This is a genomic window from Nocardioides sp. WS12 (assembly GCF_014108865.1).
In the GTDB taxonomy this organism is placed as follows: domain Bacteria; phylum Actinomycetota; class Actinomycetes; order Propionibacteriales; family Nocardioidaceae; genus Nocardioides.
Map to the genome: position 1 here is coordinate 1,219,357 of NZ_CP053928.1, position 14,809 is coordinate 1,234,165.

Below are 14,809 nucleotides of genomic sequence, written 5' to 3' on the forward strand. Positions count from 1 at the left end.
AAGGGGTCAGTGGGCGCCGATGCGGACCGGGCGTCCGGCGAGGTAGCCGGTGCCGAGCTGGATCACGCCGAGACCCGCGAGCAGCACGCAAGGCAGCGTCCAGCCGCCAGTGGCGTGGTGCAGGACGCCGACGACGAACGGGCCGCTGGCGGCCAGCAGGTAGCCAATGCTCTGCGCCATCGTCGACAGCGCGGCGGTGTCGACGGACGAGGTCGTCCGCAGTGCGAAGAAGGACAGGGCGACGGGGAAGACCGAGCCGCCGACGCCGAGGAGCGCGGCCCACAGCCAGGCGCCGCCGGCCGGCGCGAGCCACAGGCCGAGCCAGCCGAGCACGGTCAGCGACGTCAGTACGGCGACCAGGTGGCCCTGGTGGCGCATCCGGCCGGCGATGCTCGGGACGATGAAGAAGCACGGGACGCCGATGAGGATGCTCACGGCCAGCAACAGGCCGGCTGTTTCGTCGCTGAAGCCGGCGTCGACGTACACGCTCGGGAGCCAGCTCATCATCACGTAGGCGAACAGCGACTGGGTGCCGAAGAGCACGGTGACGGCCCACGCGGTGGGGTTGCGCCACATCGAGGTGCCGCGGGCGGTGGAGCGCTGTTTGTTGCGTCCCCGGCAGTACGGCGCCCAGGCGACCGCAGCGACGACGGCGAGGGCCGCCCAGATGCCGAGTCCCACGCGCCAGCTGCCGGTCGCGTTGGCGATCGGGACGGTGAGCGCGGCGCCGAAGGCCGAGCCGAGCGAGAGGACCGCGCTGTAGGCGCCGGTCATGGCGCCGACGCGGGTGGGGAAGTGCTCCTTGACGATCGCGGGGATCAGCACGTTCGCCAGGGCGATGCCGGCGCAGGCGACCAGGGTGCCGGCGATGAGGGCCGGGGTGCCGTCGACGACGCGGAGCACCAGGCCGGCGGCGAGCAGGACCAGTGCACCTTCGAGGCCGCGGTCCACGCCGACGCGGCGAGTGACGATCATGGCGGTGGCGCCGACGGCGGCGAAGCAGAGCACGGGCAGGGACGTCAGCACCCCCTGCGTGGTGGCAGAGAGGCCCATCGAGCCGAGGCGATCGAGCATTGCGCCGAGGCTGGTGACCGCGATGCGCAGGTTGAACGCGACAAGCAGGACGGCCACGACCAGACTGACGGTGGCTCGACGCCGCGTCAGCGGGCTCACCTCGGCACCTTCGGAGAGATGTCCCCGGAGGAAGTGCGAGAGGCGCGACGGCTGCGCGGTGGGCGGCATGTCGACTAGTGTAGACAGACGTAGGATGATTGGACGAAAGGACGCCCATGCCGCTCGCCCCCACGCACACCGCCTCCCTGGTCGACCAGGCCATCGAGGGGATGCGCGCGCTGCTCGCCAGCGGTGAGTGGACCGTCGGGACCCGGATCCCGCCCGAGCCCGTTCTCGGCGCGTCCCTGGGGGTCAGCCGCAACACCGTCCGCGAGGCGGTCAAGGCGCTCGCCCACGTCGGTCTGCTGGAGGTACGACGCGGCGACGGCACCTATGTCGCTGCGGCCACCGAGATGCAGGCGCTGATGCGCCGCCAGGTCGACCGCGTCGAACTGGCCCACCTGCTCGAGGTCCGCCACGCCATCGAGGTCAGGGCGGCCGCGTTGGCTGCCGAGCGTCGTACGACCGAGGACCTGGCCGTGCTCGACGCAGCCGTGGCCAGCAAGCGCACCGCCCTTGCTGCGGGAGACGCGGCCGGATTCGTGGCGGCTGATGTCGCCTTCCACATCGGCGTCGTGGCAGCTGCCCACAACCCGCTGCTCGTCGAGCTCTACGACGGTCTTGTCGAGACGCTCACGGCGAGCATCGAGACCCCCGCGGGACCCGATGCGCTGGAGGCGGAGCACGACGCGGTACTCGACGCGATCCGCGCGGGTGACGTCGACGCGGCGGCGGTCGCCAGCGCCGTCCTGCTGGAGCACGTCGCCGGGTGACGTCCTCGCTCATCCGGAAACGCAACAACGTCATACGAACTGGCTGCCGGAGCGACCAGTTCGTATGACGTCGCGAGTGGTGCGGGGAAGGGCTACTTCGCCCAGGCGCTGTCCCAGCCCTCGATCTCGCTCGCGGGGCGGGTGGCGGGACCGGTGTAGATGGCCGACGGGCGGATCAGGCGGCCCGTGGTCTTCTGCTCCAGGATGTGCGCCGACCAGCCACCCGTGCGGGCGCAGGTGAACATCGACGTGAACATGTGCGCCGGGACCTCGGCGAAGTCCAGGACGATGGCCGCCCAGAACTCGACGTTCGTCTCGAGAACGCGGTCGGGGCGACGCTCGCGGAGCTCGGTCAGTGCGGCCTGCTCCAGAGCCTCGGCCACGGCGTACCGCGGGGCGTCGAGCTCCTTGGCGGTCCGACGCAGCACGCGGGCACGGGGGTCCTCGGCGCGGTAGACGCGGTGGCCGAAGCCCATCAGGCGCTCGCCCGAGTCGAGCAGGTTCTTGACGTAGGCGCGGGCGTCGCCGGTCTTCTCGACGTCCTCGATCATGCCGAGCACGCGCGAGGGCGCACCGCCGTGCAGCGGGCCGCTCATCGCGCCGATGGCGCCGGAGAAGGCTGCGGCGACGTCGGCGCCGGTGGAGGTGATGACGCGCGCGGTGAACGTCGAGGCGTTCATGCCGTGCTCGGCAGCCGAGGACCAGTAGGCGTCGATGGCGTGCGCGTGCTTCGGGTCGGCCTCGCCGCGCCAGCGGATCAGGAACTTCTCGGCGAGTGTCTGGCCCTCGTCGACCAGGCGCTGCGGGACGACGGGCAGGTGCAGGTCGCGGGCCGACTGGCCGGCGTACGACAGGACCATGACGGCGACGCGGGCGAGGTCCTCGCGGGCCTGCTCGTCGGAGATGTCGTAGGTCTGGCCGAAGCCGAAGGCCGGCGCGAGCATCGCGATGGCGGCCTGGACGTCCACGCGGACGTCACCGGTGTGCACCGGGAGGCTGAAGGCCTCGGCGGGCGGCAGGCCGGGGGTGAAGGAGCCGTCGATCAGCAGGCCCCACACGTTCTCGAACGGAACCCGGCCAGCGAGGTCCTCGATGTCGACACCGCGGTAGCGCAGCGCCGAGCCTTCCTTGTCCGGCTCCGCGATCTGCGTTTCGAAGGCAACGACGCCCTCAAGTCCGTGGTGTACCTCAGGCATCGACATCTCCTTCATCCGTGGGGCGCGTCGTTCGGGTTGCCAACGGCACGCAGGCCACCCGGCATTCTGCCGCACTCGGTAGTTTGGGGACATGCCCGGGGACCCAACGACGCCCGCGACACCAACGGCGGTACCGCCTGCGCCCGACCTTGCCATGCTGCGCAAGGAGTACGGCGCGGCCGGGCTCGACGAGTCCGAGGTCGATCCGGATCCGTGGGTCCAGTGGCAGCGCTGGTACGACGACGCGACCGCCGCCGGGATCCACGAACCGAACGCGATGATCCTCGCGACGGTTGACCCCGACGGGATGCCGTCGTCGCGGACCGTGTTGCTCAAGGGCGTTGCCTCGGAGCGACCCGACGACGGCTTCACGTTCTTCACCAACACTGCGTCCCGCAAGGGGCGCGCGCTGGCCAACGAGGCGTTGTGCGCGCTGCTGTTCCCGTGGCACCCGCTCGAACGGCAGGTGCGCGTCGAGGGCCTCGCGATCCCGCTCGACGCCGCCGCGGTGCACGCCTACTGGGCCTCCCGGCCGCGGGGTTCACAGCTCGGTGCCTGGGCTTCGCCCCAGTCGCGGGTGGTCAGCGGCCGCGAGGAGCTCGAGCAGGCCTACCGCGACGCGGAGGCGCGGTTCGAGGGCCAGGACGTGCCCGTCCCGCCGACCTGGGGTGGCTACCGCGTGCGGCCGACGACGTTCGAGTTCTGGCAAGGTCGGCAGGGGCGCCTGCACGACCGCGTCCACTACGGCCGGGTGTCGACCGGCTGGGACGTCACGCGACTCGCACCCTGAGGCGTCGCCGGGTCGTCCGCCTGTTCCTTGGCACTCTTCGTGGCGAGGTAGACCGCCGCGAGCAGGCCGATCACGATGACCACCGCGACCAGGAGCAGGACCTGGTTCTTGTCGCGCTTGCTTTTGGAAGCGGCGCCGCGGCTGCTGCGTCGGCGTCCGCTGGTGTGCATGCGCGGGTCCTCGGCGAGCGCCTCGAAGCTGCCCGAGGAGGGCAGGCTCTCGAAGTGGGGTACCTCGAAGGACGCGGGCACCAGGTTCCGGAACTCCGCGTGCATGCCGCCCTCTGTGGGCGGGTCGATGCCGCGGATGTCGGGGCGCGCGGGCACCGGCAGGGGTTCGGGGATCGGCGCCGGGACGGGCTCGGGCTCGATGATCGGCTCGGGGTCCGGTTCGACAACTGGCTCGGGCTCGACGACCGGTTCCGGGTCCGGTTCGACCTCCGGCTCGACCTCGGCCTCCGGCGTGGCTCCGAACTCGGGCTCCGGCTCCCACGGGTCAGACAGCGGGTCGAACCGCGGAATCGGGCGGGCGGGCGCGATCAGGTTGCGGAACTCCTGGTCCTGGCCGACGACGTCGACCACCATCGGTTCGACGATCGGCTCGGGCTCGGGTTCGACGACGAGTTCGGGCTCGGGTTCGACGTACGCCTCGACCGCCACCTCTTCAACGATCTCGACCTCAACCTCGGGAGCCTCGACCGGCGCACCGTTCAGAGCCACGTGCGGTCGCCCGGACGTCGGCCACGCTGAGGCGGGGACGGTGTCGAGCACGATCAGGACGGCCTGGGCGGTCGGGCGCCGGTGGTCCGGGCCGCAGATGGCGCGCATGAGTACTTCGGCGGCGAACGGCGGGAAGCCGGGCAGGACCTCGCTCGGCGCGGCCGGGTCGGCGGTGCCGGGGTCCACGCCCGTCAGTGCGTGATAGGCGAGACGTCCCAGCGGCTCCGCCTCCAGGCCCTTGACGCCCTGCAGCAGCGCGAGGACCTGATCGGCAGGCAAGGGCGCGGGCGCGGTCGCGTCGATGAGCGCACGTAGCGTGGCGCGCTCGTCAGACGGAAGCCCCATGTCCATGGCCGCATCCTCCCCCGCGTCGAGCCGTCGTGTGACCGAATTCGCCAGACCGGTCACACGGAACTGATTCTGTCGATTGGTGGTAGGGAGGGGTTGACATAGCGCTCACCAACTCCTGTCGTTGAGAACGCATGGGCACCCGACTCGGAGCACTCACCCTTGCCGTCGTCACGGTCGCTGCCGGCATCACGGTGGCACCTGGTTGGGCGGCCGCTGAGGACACCCCTGCGCCGGTCGTCGTCGACCACTGGTTCACGACCTCTGACGGCGTCCAGTTGCAGACCACGCTGACCACTACCGGCACCAGTACCGGCGCCGTCGAGGCGAAGCCGACCGTGGTCGAGTTCTCGCCGTACGGCAACAACAGCCAGACGCTCGAGGTCGGCCCGGACTACAACTACCTGCTCGTCCAGATCCGCGGCACCGGTGGCAGCGACGGTTCGTTCGACGCGCTCGGCCCGAAGAGCCAGAGCGATGTCGTCGAGGTGCTCGAGTGGGCGTGCACGCAGCCCTTCAGCGACGGACGACTGGCACTCAACGGCTTCTCGGCCAGTGCGATCGTGCTCTACAACTCCTGGCACCAGGAGCTGCCGTGCGTGAAGGCCGCGATCCTCAGGTCCGGCACCCACGAGTTGTACCGGGACCTCCTCGTGCCCGGCGGCTTGATGAACCTCGTGCCCGGTGCCGGCGTGATCAGCCTCATCGGTGCCCCCGCCCTGCTGCAGGGCGTCGAACGCCTGCAGCGCAACCCCGCCTCCTCGCTCGACGTGATCGGCGGACTCTTCACCTCCGGGGTCAACGCCGGCCTCGCCCATCCGAGCCTCGACGCCTGGTGGGCCGAGCGCGGTTGGCGCGGCGACGCCAACGACATCCCGGTGCTGATGATCAACGGGTTCTACGACGTCGAGTCGCGCGGCGCGTTCCAGGGCTACCGGGCGTTGCGGGCCGACGGAGCTCACCTGCTGATGGAGGGCGGCCACGACGGCGTGCCCGTGGGCACCGACGGGGGAGCGGCCGAGGCCGCCGCGTGGCTCGACCACTTCGTCCGCGGCGAGGCGAACGGCATCGAGAGCCAGCCTCGGGTCAGTCTCACCCTTGCCAAGGGCGACCGGCCGTCGTACCTCAAGGGCGAGCACGTCACCGTCCGGGGAACCGACTGGCCGCTGCCGGGTACGGAGTGGACCGAACTCGCCTTCGCGCCGGGACGGGCGCTCGCGCTGACGCCGCCGACGACCAGGGGTACGGCGTCGTACGTCACCGTCCCGTCCCTGCCGACGATGACCGACGTCCCGAACATCGCGCTGATCGACGCCGGTGCGGCGGGTGCGTTGCCGCTGCTCAGCCAGACCACGCTCGCCAGCATCGACGGCGTGACCGGGCTGACCTATACGACGGGCGCGCTCGACGCGGATGTCGACCTCGCCGGTCCGGTCGCGTTGGACCTGAACCTGTCGACCACGACTCCGGGCTCCGGCATCTGGGCCGTCCTGTCCGATGTCGCTCCTGACGGGACGTCCAGCCCGCTCACGGTCGGCCGGCTGAACACGAACTACCCGGGCGTCGTACCCGGGAAGTCCATGACCGACAGCCAGGGCCGGATCGTCCAGCCGTACGGCGACTACTCCCACACCTCGCCGGCCACGCCGCTCCAATTCCGCCGCTACCAGGTGGAGTTGTGGCCGGTCGGTAACCGGTTCGAGAAGGGCCACCGGATCCGGATCCAGATCGTCGGTACGTCGCTCGCGTCCCCGCTGGCGCTGCCCGCGATCCACAACCTGCGCATCGGTGGGGCCGATGGTGCGCGGCTGCGGGTGCCCGTGCTCCCGGGCAGCGACCTCGGCAGCGCGCTCACGCCGTAGGCAAACCCCAAGTCGGGGGACACAAACCCCAAGTCGGGGGACACAAACCCCAAGTCGCGCAAATAGTGGTTGGTGAGTGAGTGCTCACTCATCTATTCTGGTGAGATGCCACCACGCGCTGCCCCGCTCTCGCCCGAGGACCGGCGCGAAGCCCTCATCACGGCCACCCGGCCGCTGCTCTACGAGCACGGGCGTGCCGTCACCACGCGGCTGATCGCCGAGGCCGCCGGTGTCGCGGAGGGCACGATCTTCCGGGTCTTCGCCTCCAAGGAGGAGTTGATCGACGCCACGGTCACCCGGGCCTTCGAGCCCGGCGACGTGCTGCGCCGGCTCGACGAGATCGACGTCGAACTGCCGTTGCGTGAGCGGATGCTCGCGATGACCTCGATCCTCCAGCAGCGGTTCCTCGCGATCTTCGGGCTGATGCGCGCGATGGGGACCGTCGGTCCGCCGCAGCACCTGCATGACCGGCCCGAGCTCAAGAAGGGCCTCGAGGACGTGCGCGCCCGGTTGCTCGCGCTGATCGAGCCGGACGCCGATCACCTGACCCTGCCGCCCGAGCAGGTGCTGCACGTGTGGCGCCTGCTCACCTTCGCCGGCTCCCACCAGGAGATCGCCGACAACGACCTGCTGACCCCCGCCCAGATCGTCGACACCGTCCTGAACGGCGTCGAGAGGAGGGACGCCTGATGCTTCCCCGCTTGCTCCGCACCTACCTGTCGCCGTACAAGGGCTGGCTGACGGCGATCGTGTTGCTGCAGTTCACGGCGACGGCCGCGATGCTCTACCTGCCCAGCCTGAACGCCGACATCATCGACAAGGGCATCGCCGAAGGGGACACCGGCTACGTCATCAAGATCGGCGCCGTCATGCTCGGCGTCTCGCTCGTCCAGGCCGCATGCTCCATGTCGTCCGCCTGGTTCGGTGGACAGGCTGCGATGGCGTTCGGCCGCGACCTGCGCAAGGCCGTCTTCGCGCGCGTCGGCGGCTTCTCCGCCCGCGAGGTCTCCACGTTCGGCGCACCCTCGCTGATCACCCGTGCGACGAACGACGTCCAGCAGGTCCAGATGCTCGCGATGATGGTCTGCCTGATGGGCGTCATGATCCCGATCATGATGATCGGCGGGATCGTCATGGCGATGCGCGAGGACCTCGGCCTGTCGTGGCTGGTCTTCGCCGTCGTACCGGTCCTCTTCCTCTGCATCGGGTTCGTGGTGTCGCGCATGGTGCCGGCGTTCCAGACGGTCCAGTCCCGTATCGACGACGTCAACCGCATCCTGCGCGAGCAGATCACGGGCATCCGCGTGGTCCGCGCGTTCGTGCGCGAACCGCAGGAGACCGCCCGGTTCGCCCACTCCAACGACGACCTCACCGAGGTGTCGATCCGCGCCGGACGCTGGATGGCGCTGATGTTCCCGCTGGTCATGGGTGTCACCAATGTCGCCATGGTCGGGGTGATCTGGTTCGGCGGGCACCGCGTCGACAACGGCCAGATGGAGGTCGGGGCGTTGACCGCGTTCCTCTCCTACCTGATGCAGATCCTGATGTCGGTGATGATGGGCACGTTCATGCTGATGATGATCCCGCGCGCCTCCGTGGGTGCCGTCCGGATCGCCGAGGTGCTCGACACCGACTCGAGCGTCATCCCGGCGGCCCATCCGGTCACGTCGGTCGACGTCGCCGGTCACCTCGACGTCGAGGGCGTGGGTCTCACCTACCCCGGTGCCGAGGCACCCGTGCTGCGCGACGTGACCTTCAGTGCGCGCCCCGGGCAGACGATCGCGCTGATCGGCTCCACCGGCGCCGGCAAGACCACGCTGGTCAACCTCATTCCCCGGCTGCTCGACGCCACCCAGGGCGTCGTCCGGGTCGACGGCGTCGACGTACGCGACCTCGACCCCGAACTGCTCTGGTCGAAGATCGGGCTGGTGCCGCAACGTGCCTTCCTGTTCTCCGGCACCGTCGCGACGAACCTGCGCTACGGCCGCGAGGACGCCACCGACGAAGAACTCTGGGAGGCGCTCGAGATCGCCCAGGCCGCGGGCTTCGTCCGCGAGATGCCCGACGGTCTCGACACCGCCGTCGCCCAAGGCGGTACGACGGTCTCTGGCGGTCAGCGCCAGCGGCTCGCCATCGCCCGCGCATTGGTACGACGACCGGAGATCTATCTCTTCGACGACGCCTTCTCGGCGCTCGACGTCGCCACTGACGCGCGGTTGCGGGCAGCCCTCGGCCCGATCACCCGCGACGCCACCGTCGTGATCGTCGGCCAGCGGATCGCGACGATCCGCGACGCCGACCTGATCCTCGTGCTCGAGGACGGCGAGGTCGTCGGCCGCGGCACCCATGACGAGCTGATGGCGGACGACCCGACGTACCAGGAGATCGCCGCCTCACAGGGCATCACGAGCGAGGAGGTCGTCGCATGAGTGACTCGAAGACGATGAAGTCGACCGAGCGGATCGTCCAGCAGGGCGGACCCGGCCGCGGCCCGATGGGCGGCATGGTCGGCCAGAAGGCCGACAACTTCCGCGCCTCGGCGAAGCGCCTGATTGGGTTGCTGCGTCCCGCGCGGGGCCGGGCGTTCGCCGTACTCCTCCTCGGCATCGGCTCGGTCGCCTCGGTCGCGATCGGCCCGTGGCTGCTGGGCAAGGCCACCGATGCGGTCTTCACCGGCTACATCGGCAAGGAGGTCGGCCAGCAATTGCCGGAGGGCGCCACCAAGTCCGACGCCATCGCCGCGGCTGAGTCGCGTGGTGACGGTCAGTTCGCCGACTTCCTGCGCGGCCTCGACATCATCCCCGGCCAGGGCGTCGACTTCGGCCAGGTCGGCCAGTTGCTGCTGGTCACCCTGCTGATCTACATCGGCGGTCAGGTGCTCGGTTGGCTGCAGGGCTACTACATCAACGATGTCGTGCAGGAGACCGTGCGGCAGATGCGGTCCGACGTGGAGGACAAGGTGCATCGCCTGCCCCTGTCGTACTTCGACAAGCAGCCGCGCGGCGAGCTTCTCAGCCGGGTCACCAACGACATCGACAACGTCGCACAGAACCTCCAGCAGACGATGAGCCAATTGCTCACGTCCTTGCTGATGGTCGTCGGCGTCCTCGGCATGATGTTCTGGATCTCGCCGCTGCTGGCCCTGATCGCGCTGGTGTCGGTACCGATCGCGATGTTCGCGAGCGGCCGGATCATGAAGCGCTCCCAGAGCCAGTTCATCAACCAGTGGCGCCAGACCGGCAAGCTCAACGGTCAGGTCGAGGAGGCCATCTCCGGCCACGCACTGGTGTCGGTCTTCGGTCGCCGCGAGAGCGTCGAGGCGGGCTTCGACGAAGCCAACGAGGCGCTGTTCCAGTCGTCGTTCAAGGCACAGTTCATCAGCGGGCTGGTGATGCCGGTGATGATGCTGGTCGGCAACATCAACTACGTGATCATCGCCGTCGTCGGCGGGCTCCGGGTGACGTCCGGGTCGATGAGCATCGGTGACGTCCAGGCCTTCATCCAGTACTCCCGGATGTTCTCCCAGCCGATCACCCAGATCGCGTCGATGGCGAACCTCCTGCAGTCGGGAGTCGCGTCGGCGGAGCGGGTGTTCGAGTTGCTGGACGCCGAGGAGGAGGTGGATCCGTCGGTGGTCGCAACGGTTGATGACGCGCGTGCGTCTGAAGCCGTGCGCGAGGAGACTCGCGGCGAGGTGGCCTTCGAGGACGTGTCGTTCTCGTACGACCCCGACGAGCCGCTGATCGAGGACCTGTCCCTCATCGCGCACCCCGGCCAGATGGTCGCGATCGTGGGACCGACCGGCGCGGGCAAGACCACGCTGGTCAACCTGATCATGCGGTTCTACGAACTCAACGCAGGCCGGATCACCCTCGACGGCACGGACATCACCGCGCTCTCACGGGCCGAACTGCGCAGCCGGATCGGGATGGTGTTGCAGGACACCTGGCTGTTCGAGGGCACCATCCGCGACAACATCGCGTACGGCCGCCCCGACGCGACCGAGGACGAGATCCGTGCCGCAGCCAAGGCGACGTACGTCGACCGCTTCGTGCACTCGCTGCCCGACGGCTACGACACCAAGGTCGACGACGAGGGCTCGAACCTGTCCGCCGGCGAGCGACAACTGATCACCATCGCCCGGGCGTTCCTTGCCCAGCCGGCGCTGCTGATCCTCGACGAGGCGACGTCGTCGGTCGACACCCGTACGGAGCTGTTGCTGCAGCACGCGATGGCCGCCCTGCGGACCGACCGGACGTCGTTCGTGATCGCCCACCGGCTCTCCACGATCCGCGACGCCGACCTCATCCTGGTGATGGAGGACGGACGGATCGTGGAGCAGGGGTCGCACGCCGAACTGCTCGAGGCGGACGGTCCCTTCGCCCACCTCCACGCAGCGCAGTTCGCAGCCGCTTCCATCTGAGCCTGCAGGCGGCGTACCAACCGAATTTGTCCCTCTCCGCCCGTTCGGAGGACAAATTCGGTTGGTACGCCGACCAGCCGGCCTAGCAGCCGTACTGGAAGTAGGGCTTCTCGCCGCCGGTGACGGCGATCCTGGCGATCGTGGTGGCGTCGGTGACGTCGCCGGGCAGTGCGTTGAGCAGGAACCCGAGGTAGGCCAGGCCGTCCTCCTCGGACGGCGGGTAGACCGAGGACGTCTCCCCGAATCCGTCCGCGACGGGCTGGGTGATGGCCGGGAACGCCCGCTTGAGTTCGCCGTACGTCGACCCGACCTCGATGTCGCCGTGCTCGGTGTGCGGCCCGGGGGCCGAGACGAACAGCTGCGTGATGGTGGCGTCCTTGTCGGTCAGGACCAGGAGCTTCTCGGCTGTCGGGTCGGCCGCCCAGTGGATCAACTCGCCGCCACAGAGCACCGCGCCGTCCTCGAACAACCCGGTCGGCGTCCACTGGGCGCGGGTCATGCCGACCCGGGCCGCACCGATCGAGCCGGGCAGGATGACCAGTTCGTCCGGTGTGGACGGGGTGCTCGTCGGGTCGCTGGTGGCCGTCGAGGTCGCCTTGTCCTTCGCCTCGGCAGGGCTTCCGTTGTCGGTGCAGCCCGTGAACAGTGCGGTGCCGGCAAGGAGGAGGGCAAGGACTGCCGGCGTACGGCGCGAGTGCAGGTTCATGCTTCGTGTGATGCCGGGGCCTGCGGATTGGTTGTCGGCCAAGCGGACCTTCTTCAGCGCCGCAGCACCTTGCGGGCCAGCAGGTTGCCCGACAACTGGATCACCATCACGATGGCAACGAGGACCAGGATCGAGCCCCAGGTGACGATCTCGTCGAACTGGCGGAAGCCGTAGACCTGGGCGAAGGAGCCGAGTCCGCCGCCGGCGATGACGCCGGCGATGGCCGTCATGTCGATGATCGCCACGAAGGCGAACGTGAAGCCGAGGATCAGCGGACCGAGGGCTTCGGGCACCAGGACGGTGAACGTGATCCGGGTCCGGCTGGCGCCCATCGCGCGCGCCGCCTCGATCACGCCCGGGTTGACCGTCACCAGGTTCTGCTCGACGATCCGGCTGATCCCGAAGATCGCGGCAATGGTGATCGCGAAGGTCGCTGCCCAGATCCCGATGCCGGTGCCGATCACGAGGCGCGCGAGTGGCTGCAGGGCGGCCACGAAGATCACGAACGGGATCGGCCGGAAGAAGTTGACCAGCACGTTGAGCACCACGAACACGGGGCGGTTGGCGAAGAGTCCGCCCTTGCGGGTGAGGAACAGGCCCAGGCCGAGTCCGAGGCCGAGCAGGCCGCCGATCACGAGGGCGATCGAGCCCATGACCAGGGTTCCCCCGGTGGCCGACCAGAACTCCGACTGCAGTTCCCCGAGTCGGGTGTCGATGGCGAGGACGTCCATCTCAGGCCACCTCCGTCCAGGCGACGAGCGCGCTGACATCCGTCAGTCCTCGCTCGATCGCGTCGTCATCGCCGGTGAGGGCAAGGGTGAGGTTCCCGAAGGTGTGGCCCTGGATCTCCTCGATGCCGCCGAAGATGAGCTCGAACTCGACCTGGTGCCGCAGGAGTACGGCGAACACCTCGGACTGGCGCGCCGTTCCTTCGCGGAACGCGATCCGGATGAACCGGCCCGGATGCCGCTCCCGCAGGGCGTCGAGTGCGACTGGTGACGGGACGTCGTCGACGACCGAGCCCACGAAGCGGCGGGTCACCGGGTGCTGGGGCTCGGCGAACAGCTCGGCCGTCACGCCCTCCTCCACCACCTTCCCGTTCTCCATCACCGCAACGCGATGCGCGATCCGTCGTACGGCGTCCATTTCGTGGGTGATCAGCAGGATCGTGATCCCGAGTTCCCGGTTGACCTTGGCGAGCAGGTCGAGCACGTCGCGGGTCGTGTCGGGGTCCAGTGCGCTGGTGGCCTCGTCGGCCAGCAGCAGCTGCGGGTTGGTGGCCAGTGCGCGGGCAATGCCGACGCGCTGCTTCTGTCCGCCCGACAGCTCGTCGATGCGGGCATGCGCCTTGTCGCCGAGGCCGACGAAGTGCAGCAGCTCGGAGATCCGCTTCTGCTGCTCCCGCCGCGGCGTGCCCGCCACGGTGAGCGGGAAGGCCAGGTTGCCCCACACGGTGCGTGAGTCGAGCAGGTTGAACTGCTGGAACACCATCCCGATGCCGAGCCGGACCTTGCGCAGCTCGCGCTCGGAGAGCGTGGTGACGTCGACGCCGTCGACCACCACGCTGCCCGACGTCGCCGGCTCCAGCGCGTTGACCAGTCGGACGAGGGTCGACTTGCCAGCGCCGGAATAGCCGACGATCGCGAAGATCTCGCCCTGCTCAACGGTGAGGTCGACGTTGTCCACGGCGCGGATCGGGGCGTCGCCACGTCGCGCCGGAGCGAACTCCTTGACGACGCCCCGCAGTTCCACGAGTCCCATCAGTGCAGCGCCTACTTCTTCTCGCGGATCTGGTCCTCGACCTGGTGCAGGCTCTTCTCGAGGTCCGCCTGGCTGATCGTGAGGAACTCCGCAGTGTTGCCGGATGCCTCGTCGGCACCGTCGAGTACTGCCTGCGTCTGCTGGTAGATCTCGACCAGCTTCAACAGGACCGGGTTGTCCTTGTCCTCGGCGCGAACCGCGAAGATGTTCACGTACGGCAGTGCCTTGTCCGAGGACGGGTCGTCCTGGGCGATGGCGTCGTCGAACTTCAGGCCGGCGTCGGTGACGAAGTCGTTGTTGATGATCGCGGCGGCCACGTCGGGCAGCGACGTGACGGTCAGGTCCGCCTGGACGGCCTTGACCTTCACCCGGGAGGCGGACTCGTCGACGTCGGCGACGGTCGAGAAGATCGTGCCGCCGTTCTTGAGCGTGACCAGGCCGGCCGACTGGAGCACGAGCAGGCCGCGCGCCTGGTTGGAGTCGTCGTCGGGGACCACGACGGTGTCGCCGTCCTTGATGTCGGCGACGTCGTCGTACTTCTTGGAGTAGAGGCCGAGCGGGTAGATCGCGGTGGAACCGATCGGGACCAGGTCGTCGTTGTTCGCGACGTTGTGCTCGGCGAGGTACACGATGTGCTGGAACTGGTTGGCGTCCAGTTCGCCCTCGCTCAGCGCGGGATTCGGCAGCGGGTAGCTGGCGAAGTCCTTGACCTCCAGGTCGATGCCGGCTTCCTTGGCCGCGTCCGTGAGGGTCTTCCAGTACGCGTCGGAGGCACCGACCGTGCCGAGCACGACCTTCACCGGGTTGTCCTTGTCCAGTTCGGTGGTGGCGTCCTTGCCGGTGGCGCGGGGTGCGTCGTCGCCGCGGGTGGCGAAGAAGATCACCGCGCCGATGAGGGCGATCACCACGACACCAACGCCGACCAGCAGGGGCAGTCGGGACTTCGGGGCTTCGATGAGGGGAATGTCGTCGGACATCGTCGTCCTCCTTCTCGGTTCGGGCGCGACTCGTGATCGCGCCGGGGGAGCGGCCGGGGTGTGCCGCGGGAGTCGCTCACT

General features: G+C 69.2%; 13 protein-coding genes. 6 read left to right on the forward strand and 7 right to left on the reverse strand.

Annotated elements, in window-relative coordinates; genetic code table 11:
* Nucleotides 1-6 precede the first annotated feature (6 nt).
* On the reverse strand, nucleotides 7-1,242 hold the full coding sequence (locus tag HRC28_RS05660) for an MFS transporter (protein WP_182379176.1): 1,236 nt from the start codon (nucleotides 1,240-1,242) through the stop codon (nucleotides 7-9).
* Between the two features lie 47 nt (nucleotides 1,243-1,289).
* Between HRC28_RS05660 and HRC28_RS05665 the strand changes: the two genes are divergently transcribed.
* Nucleotides 1,290-1,946 carry an FCD domain-containing protein gene (locus HRC28_RS05665; RefSeq protein WP_182379177.1) on the forward strand — a complete coding sequence of 219 codons (657 nt, stop codon included), beginning with the start codon at nucleotides 1,290-1,292 and terminating at the stop codon, nucleotides 1,944-1,946.
* A gap of 92 nt (nucleotides 1,947-2,038) precedes the next feature.
* Here HRC28_RS05665 and HRC28_RS05670 read toward each other — a convergent pair whose 3' ends face one another.
* The gene (locus HRC28_RS05670; protein WP_182379178.1) at nucleotides 2,039-3,142 is read right to left on the reverse strand and encodes a citrate synthase 2; all 1,104 of its coding nucleotides are present in this window, start codon (nucleotides 3,140-3,142) and stop codon (nucleotides 2,039-2,041) included.
* A 91-nt stretch (nucleotides 3,143-3,233) separates the two neighbouring features.
* Here HRC28_RS05670 and pdxH point away from each other — a divergent pair, with 91 nt between their 5' ends.
* On the forward strand, nucleotides 3,234-3,932 hold the full coding sequence (pdxH, locus tag HRC28_RS05675) for a pyridoxamine 5'-phosphate oxidase (RefSeq protein WP_182379179.1): 699 nt from the start codon (nucleotides 3,234-3,236) through the stop codon (nucleotides 3,930-3,932).
* Here pdxH and HRC28_RS25585 read toward each other — a convergent pair.
* Complete coding sequence (locus HRC28_RS25585) at nucleotides 3,884-5,002, reverse strand: hypothetical protein (RefSeq protein ID WP_182379180.1); 1,119 nt, start codon at nucleotides 5,000-5,002, stop codon at nucleotides 3,884-3,886. The two genes, pdxH and HRC28_RS25585, sit on opposite strands and share 49 nt — an antisense overlap.
* A 131-nt stretch (nucleotides 5,003-5,133) precedes the next feature.
* Here HRC28_RS25585 and HRC28_RS05685 point away from each other — a divergent pair, with 131 nt between their 5' ends.
* From HRC28_RS05685 to HRC28_RS05700, 4 genes are all read left to right on the forward strand, one after another.
* Nucleotides 5,134-6,861 (forward strand): CocE/NonD family hydrolase, encoded by a 1,728-nt coding sequence (locus HRC28_RS05685; RefSeq protein ID WP_182379181.1) that lies wholly within the window; start codon nucleotides 5,134-5,136, stop codon nucleotides 6,859-6,861.
* Nucleotides 6,862-6,966: 105 nt separating this feature from the next.
* On the forward strand, nucleotides 6,967-7,551 hold the full coding sequence (locus tag HRC28_RS05690) for a TetR/AcrR family transcriptional regulator (protein WP_182379182.1): 585 nt from the start codon (nucleotides 6,967-6,969) through the stop codon (nucleotides 7,549-7,551).
* Nucleotides 7,551-9,290, forward strand: coding sequence for an ABC transporter ATP-binding protein (locus HRC28_RS05695; protein ID WP_182379183.1), 1,740 nt, complete (start codon nucleotides 7,551-7,553; stop codon nucleotides 9,288-9,290). Before HRC28_RS05690 ends, HRC28_RS05695 begins: the two co-directional genes overlap by 1 nt.
* Complete coding sequence (locus HRC28_RS05700) at nucleotides 9,287-11,284, forward strand: ABC transporter ATP-binding protein (protein ID WP_182379184.1); 1,998 nt, start codon at nucleotides 9,287-9,289, stop codon at nucleotides 11,282-11,284. Before HRC28_RS05695 ends, HRC28_RS05700 begins: the two co-directional genes overlap by 4 nt.
* 82 nt (nucleotides 11,285-11,366) lie before the next feature.
* Here the strand turns inward: HRC28_RS05700 and HRC28_RS05705 are convergent, their stop codons facing one another.
* From HRC28_RS05705 to HRC28_RS05720, 4 genes are all read right to left on the reverse strand, one after another.
* A complete protein-coding gene (locus tag HRC28_RS05705; RefSeq protein ID WP_182379185.1) occupies nucleotides 11,367-11,990 on the reverse strand; it encodes a hypothetical protein in 624 nt (207 codons plus the stop codon).
* Between the two features lie 53 nt (nucleotides 11,991-12,043).
* Nucleotides 12,044-12,643 (reverse strand): ABC transporter permease subunit, encoded by a 600-nt coding sequence (locus HRC28_RS05710; RefSeq protein WP_237111834.1) that lies wholly within the window; start codon nucleotides 12,641-12,643, stop codon nucleotides 12,044-12,046.
* Between the two features lie 79 nt (nucleotides 12,644-12,722).
* Nucleotides 12,723-13,751 carry an ATP-binding cassette domain-containing protein gene (locus HRC28_RS05715; RefSeq protein WP_182379187.1) on the reverse strand — a complete coding sequence of 343 codons (1,029 nt, stop codon included), beginning with the start codon at nucleotides 13,749-13,751 and terminating at the stop codon, nucleotides 12,723-12,725.
* A gap of 11 nt (nucleotides 13,752-13,762) precedes the next feature.
* Nucleotides 13,763-14,728, reverse strand: a complete 966-nt coding sequence (locus tag HRC28_RS05720; RefSeq protein WP_182379188.1) for a MetQ/NlpA family ABC transporter substrate-binding protein — start codon at nucleotides 14,726-14,728, stop codon at nucleotides 13,763-13,765.
* Nucleotides 14,729-14,809: the final 81 nt, after the last annotated feature.

Excerpts from the sequence above, each read along its gene's own strand:
- HRC28_RS05670 (WP_182379178.1), bottom strand. The coding sequence starts at position 3,142 with ATGCCTGAGGTACACCACGGACTTGAGGGCGTCGTTGCCTTCGAAACG.
- HRC28_RS05720 (WP_182379188.1), bottom strand. The coding sequence starts at position 14,728 with ATGTCCGACGACATTCCCCTCATCGAAGCCCCGAAGTCCCGACTGCCC.
- HRC28_RS05710 (WP_237111834.1), bottom strand. The coding sequence starts at position 12,643 with ATGGGCTCGATCGCCCTCGTGATCGGCGGCCTGCTCGGCCTCGGACTC.
- HRC28_RS05660 (WP_182379176.1), bottom strand. The coding sequence starts at position 1,242 with ATGCCGCCCACCGCGCAGCCGTCGCGCCTCTCGCACTTCCTCCGGGGA.
- HRC28_RS25585 (WP_182379180.1), bottom strand. The coding sequence starts at position 5,002 with ATGGACATGGGGCTTCCGTCTGACGAGCGCGCCACGCTACGTGCGCTC.
- HRC28_RS05685 (WP_182379181.1), top strand. The coding sequence starts at position 5,134 with ATGGGCACCCGACTCGGAGCACTCACCCTTGCCGTCGTCACGGTCGCT.
- HRC28_RS05700 (WP_182379184.1), top strand. The coding sequence starts at position 9,287 with ATGAGTGACTCGAAGACGATGAAGTCGACCGAGCGGATCGTCCAGCAG.
- HRC28_RS05665 (WP_182379177.1), top strand. The coding sequence starts at position 1,290 with ATGCCGCTCGCCCCCACGCACACCGCCTCCCTGGTCGACCAGGCCATC.
- HRC28_RS05690 (WP_182379182.1), top strand. The coding sequence starts at position 6,967 with ATGCCACCACGCGCTGCCCCGCTCTCGCCCGAGGACCGGCGCGAAGCC.
- HRC28_RS05715 (WP_182379187.1), bottom strand. The coding sequence starts at position 13,751 with ATGGGACTCGTGGAACTGCGGGGCGTCGTCAAGGAGTTCGCTCCGGCG.
- HRC28_RS05705 (WP_182379185.1), bottom strand. The coding sequence starts at position 11,990 with ATGAACCTGCACTCGCGCCGTACGCCGGCAGTCCTTGCCCTCCTCCTT.
- HRC28_RS05695 (WP_182379183.1), top strand. The coding sequence starts at position 7,551 with ATGCTTCCCCGCTTGCTCCGCACCTACCTGTCGCCGTACAAGGGCTGG.
- pdxH (WP_182379179.1), top strand. The coding sequence starts at position 3,234 with ATGCCCGGGGACCCAACGACGCCCGCGACACCAACGGCGGTACCGCCT.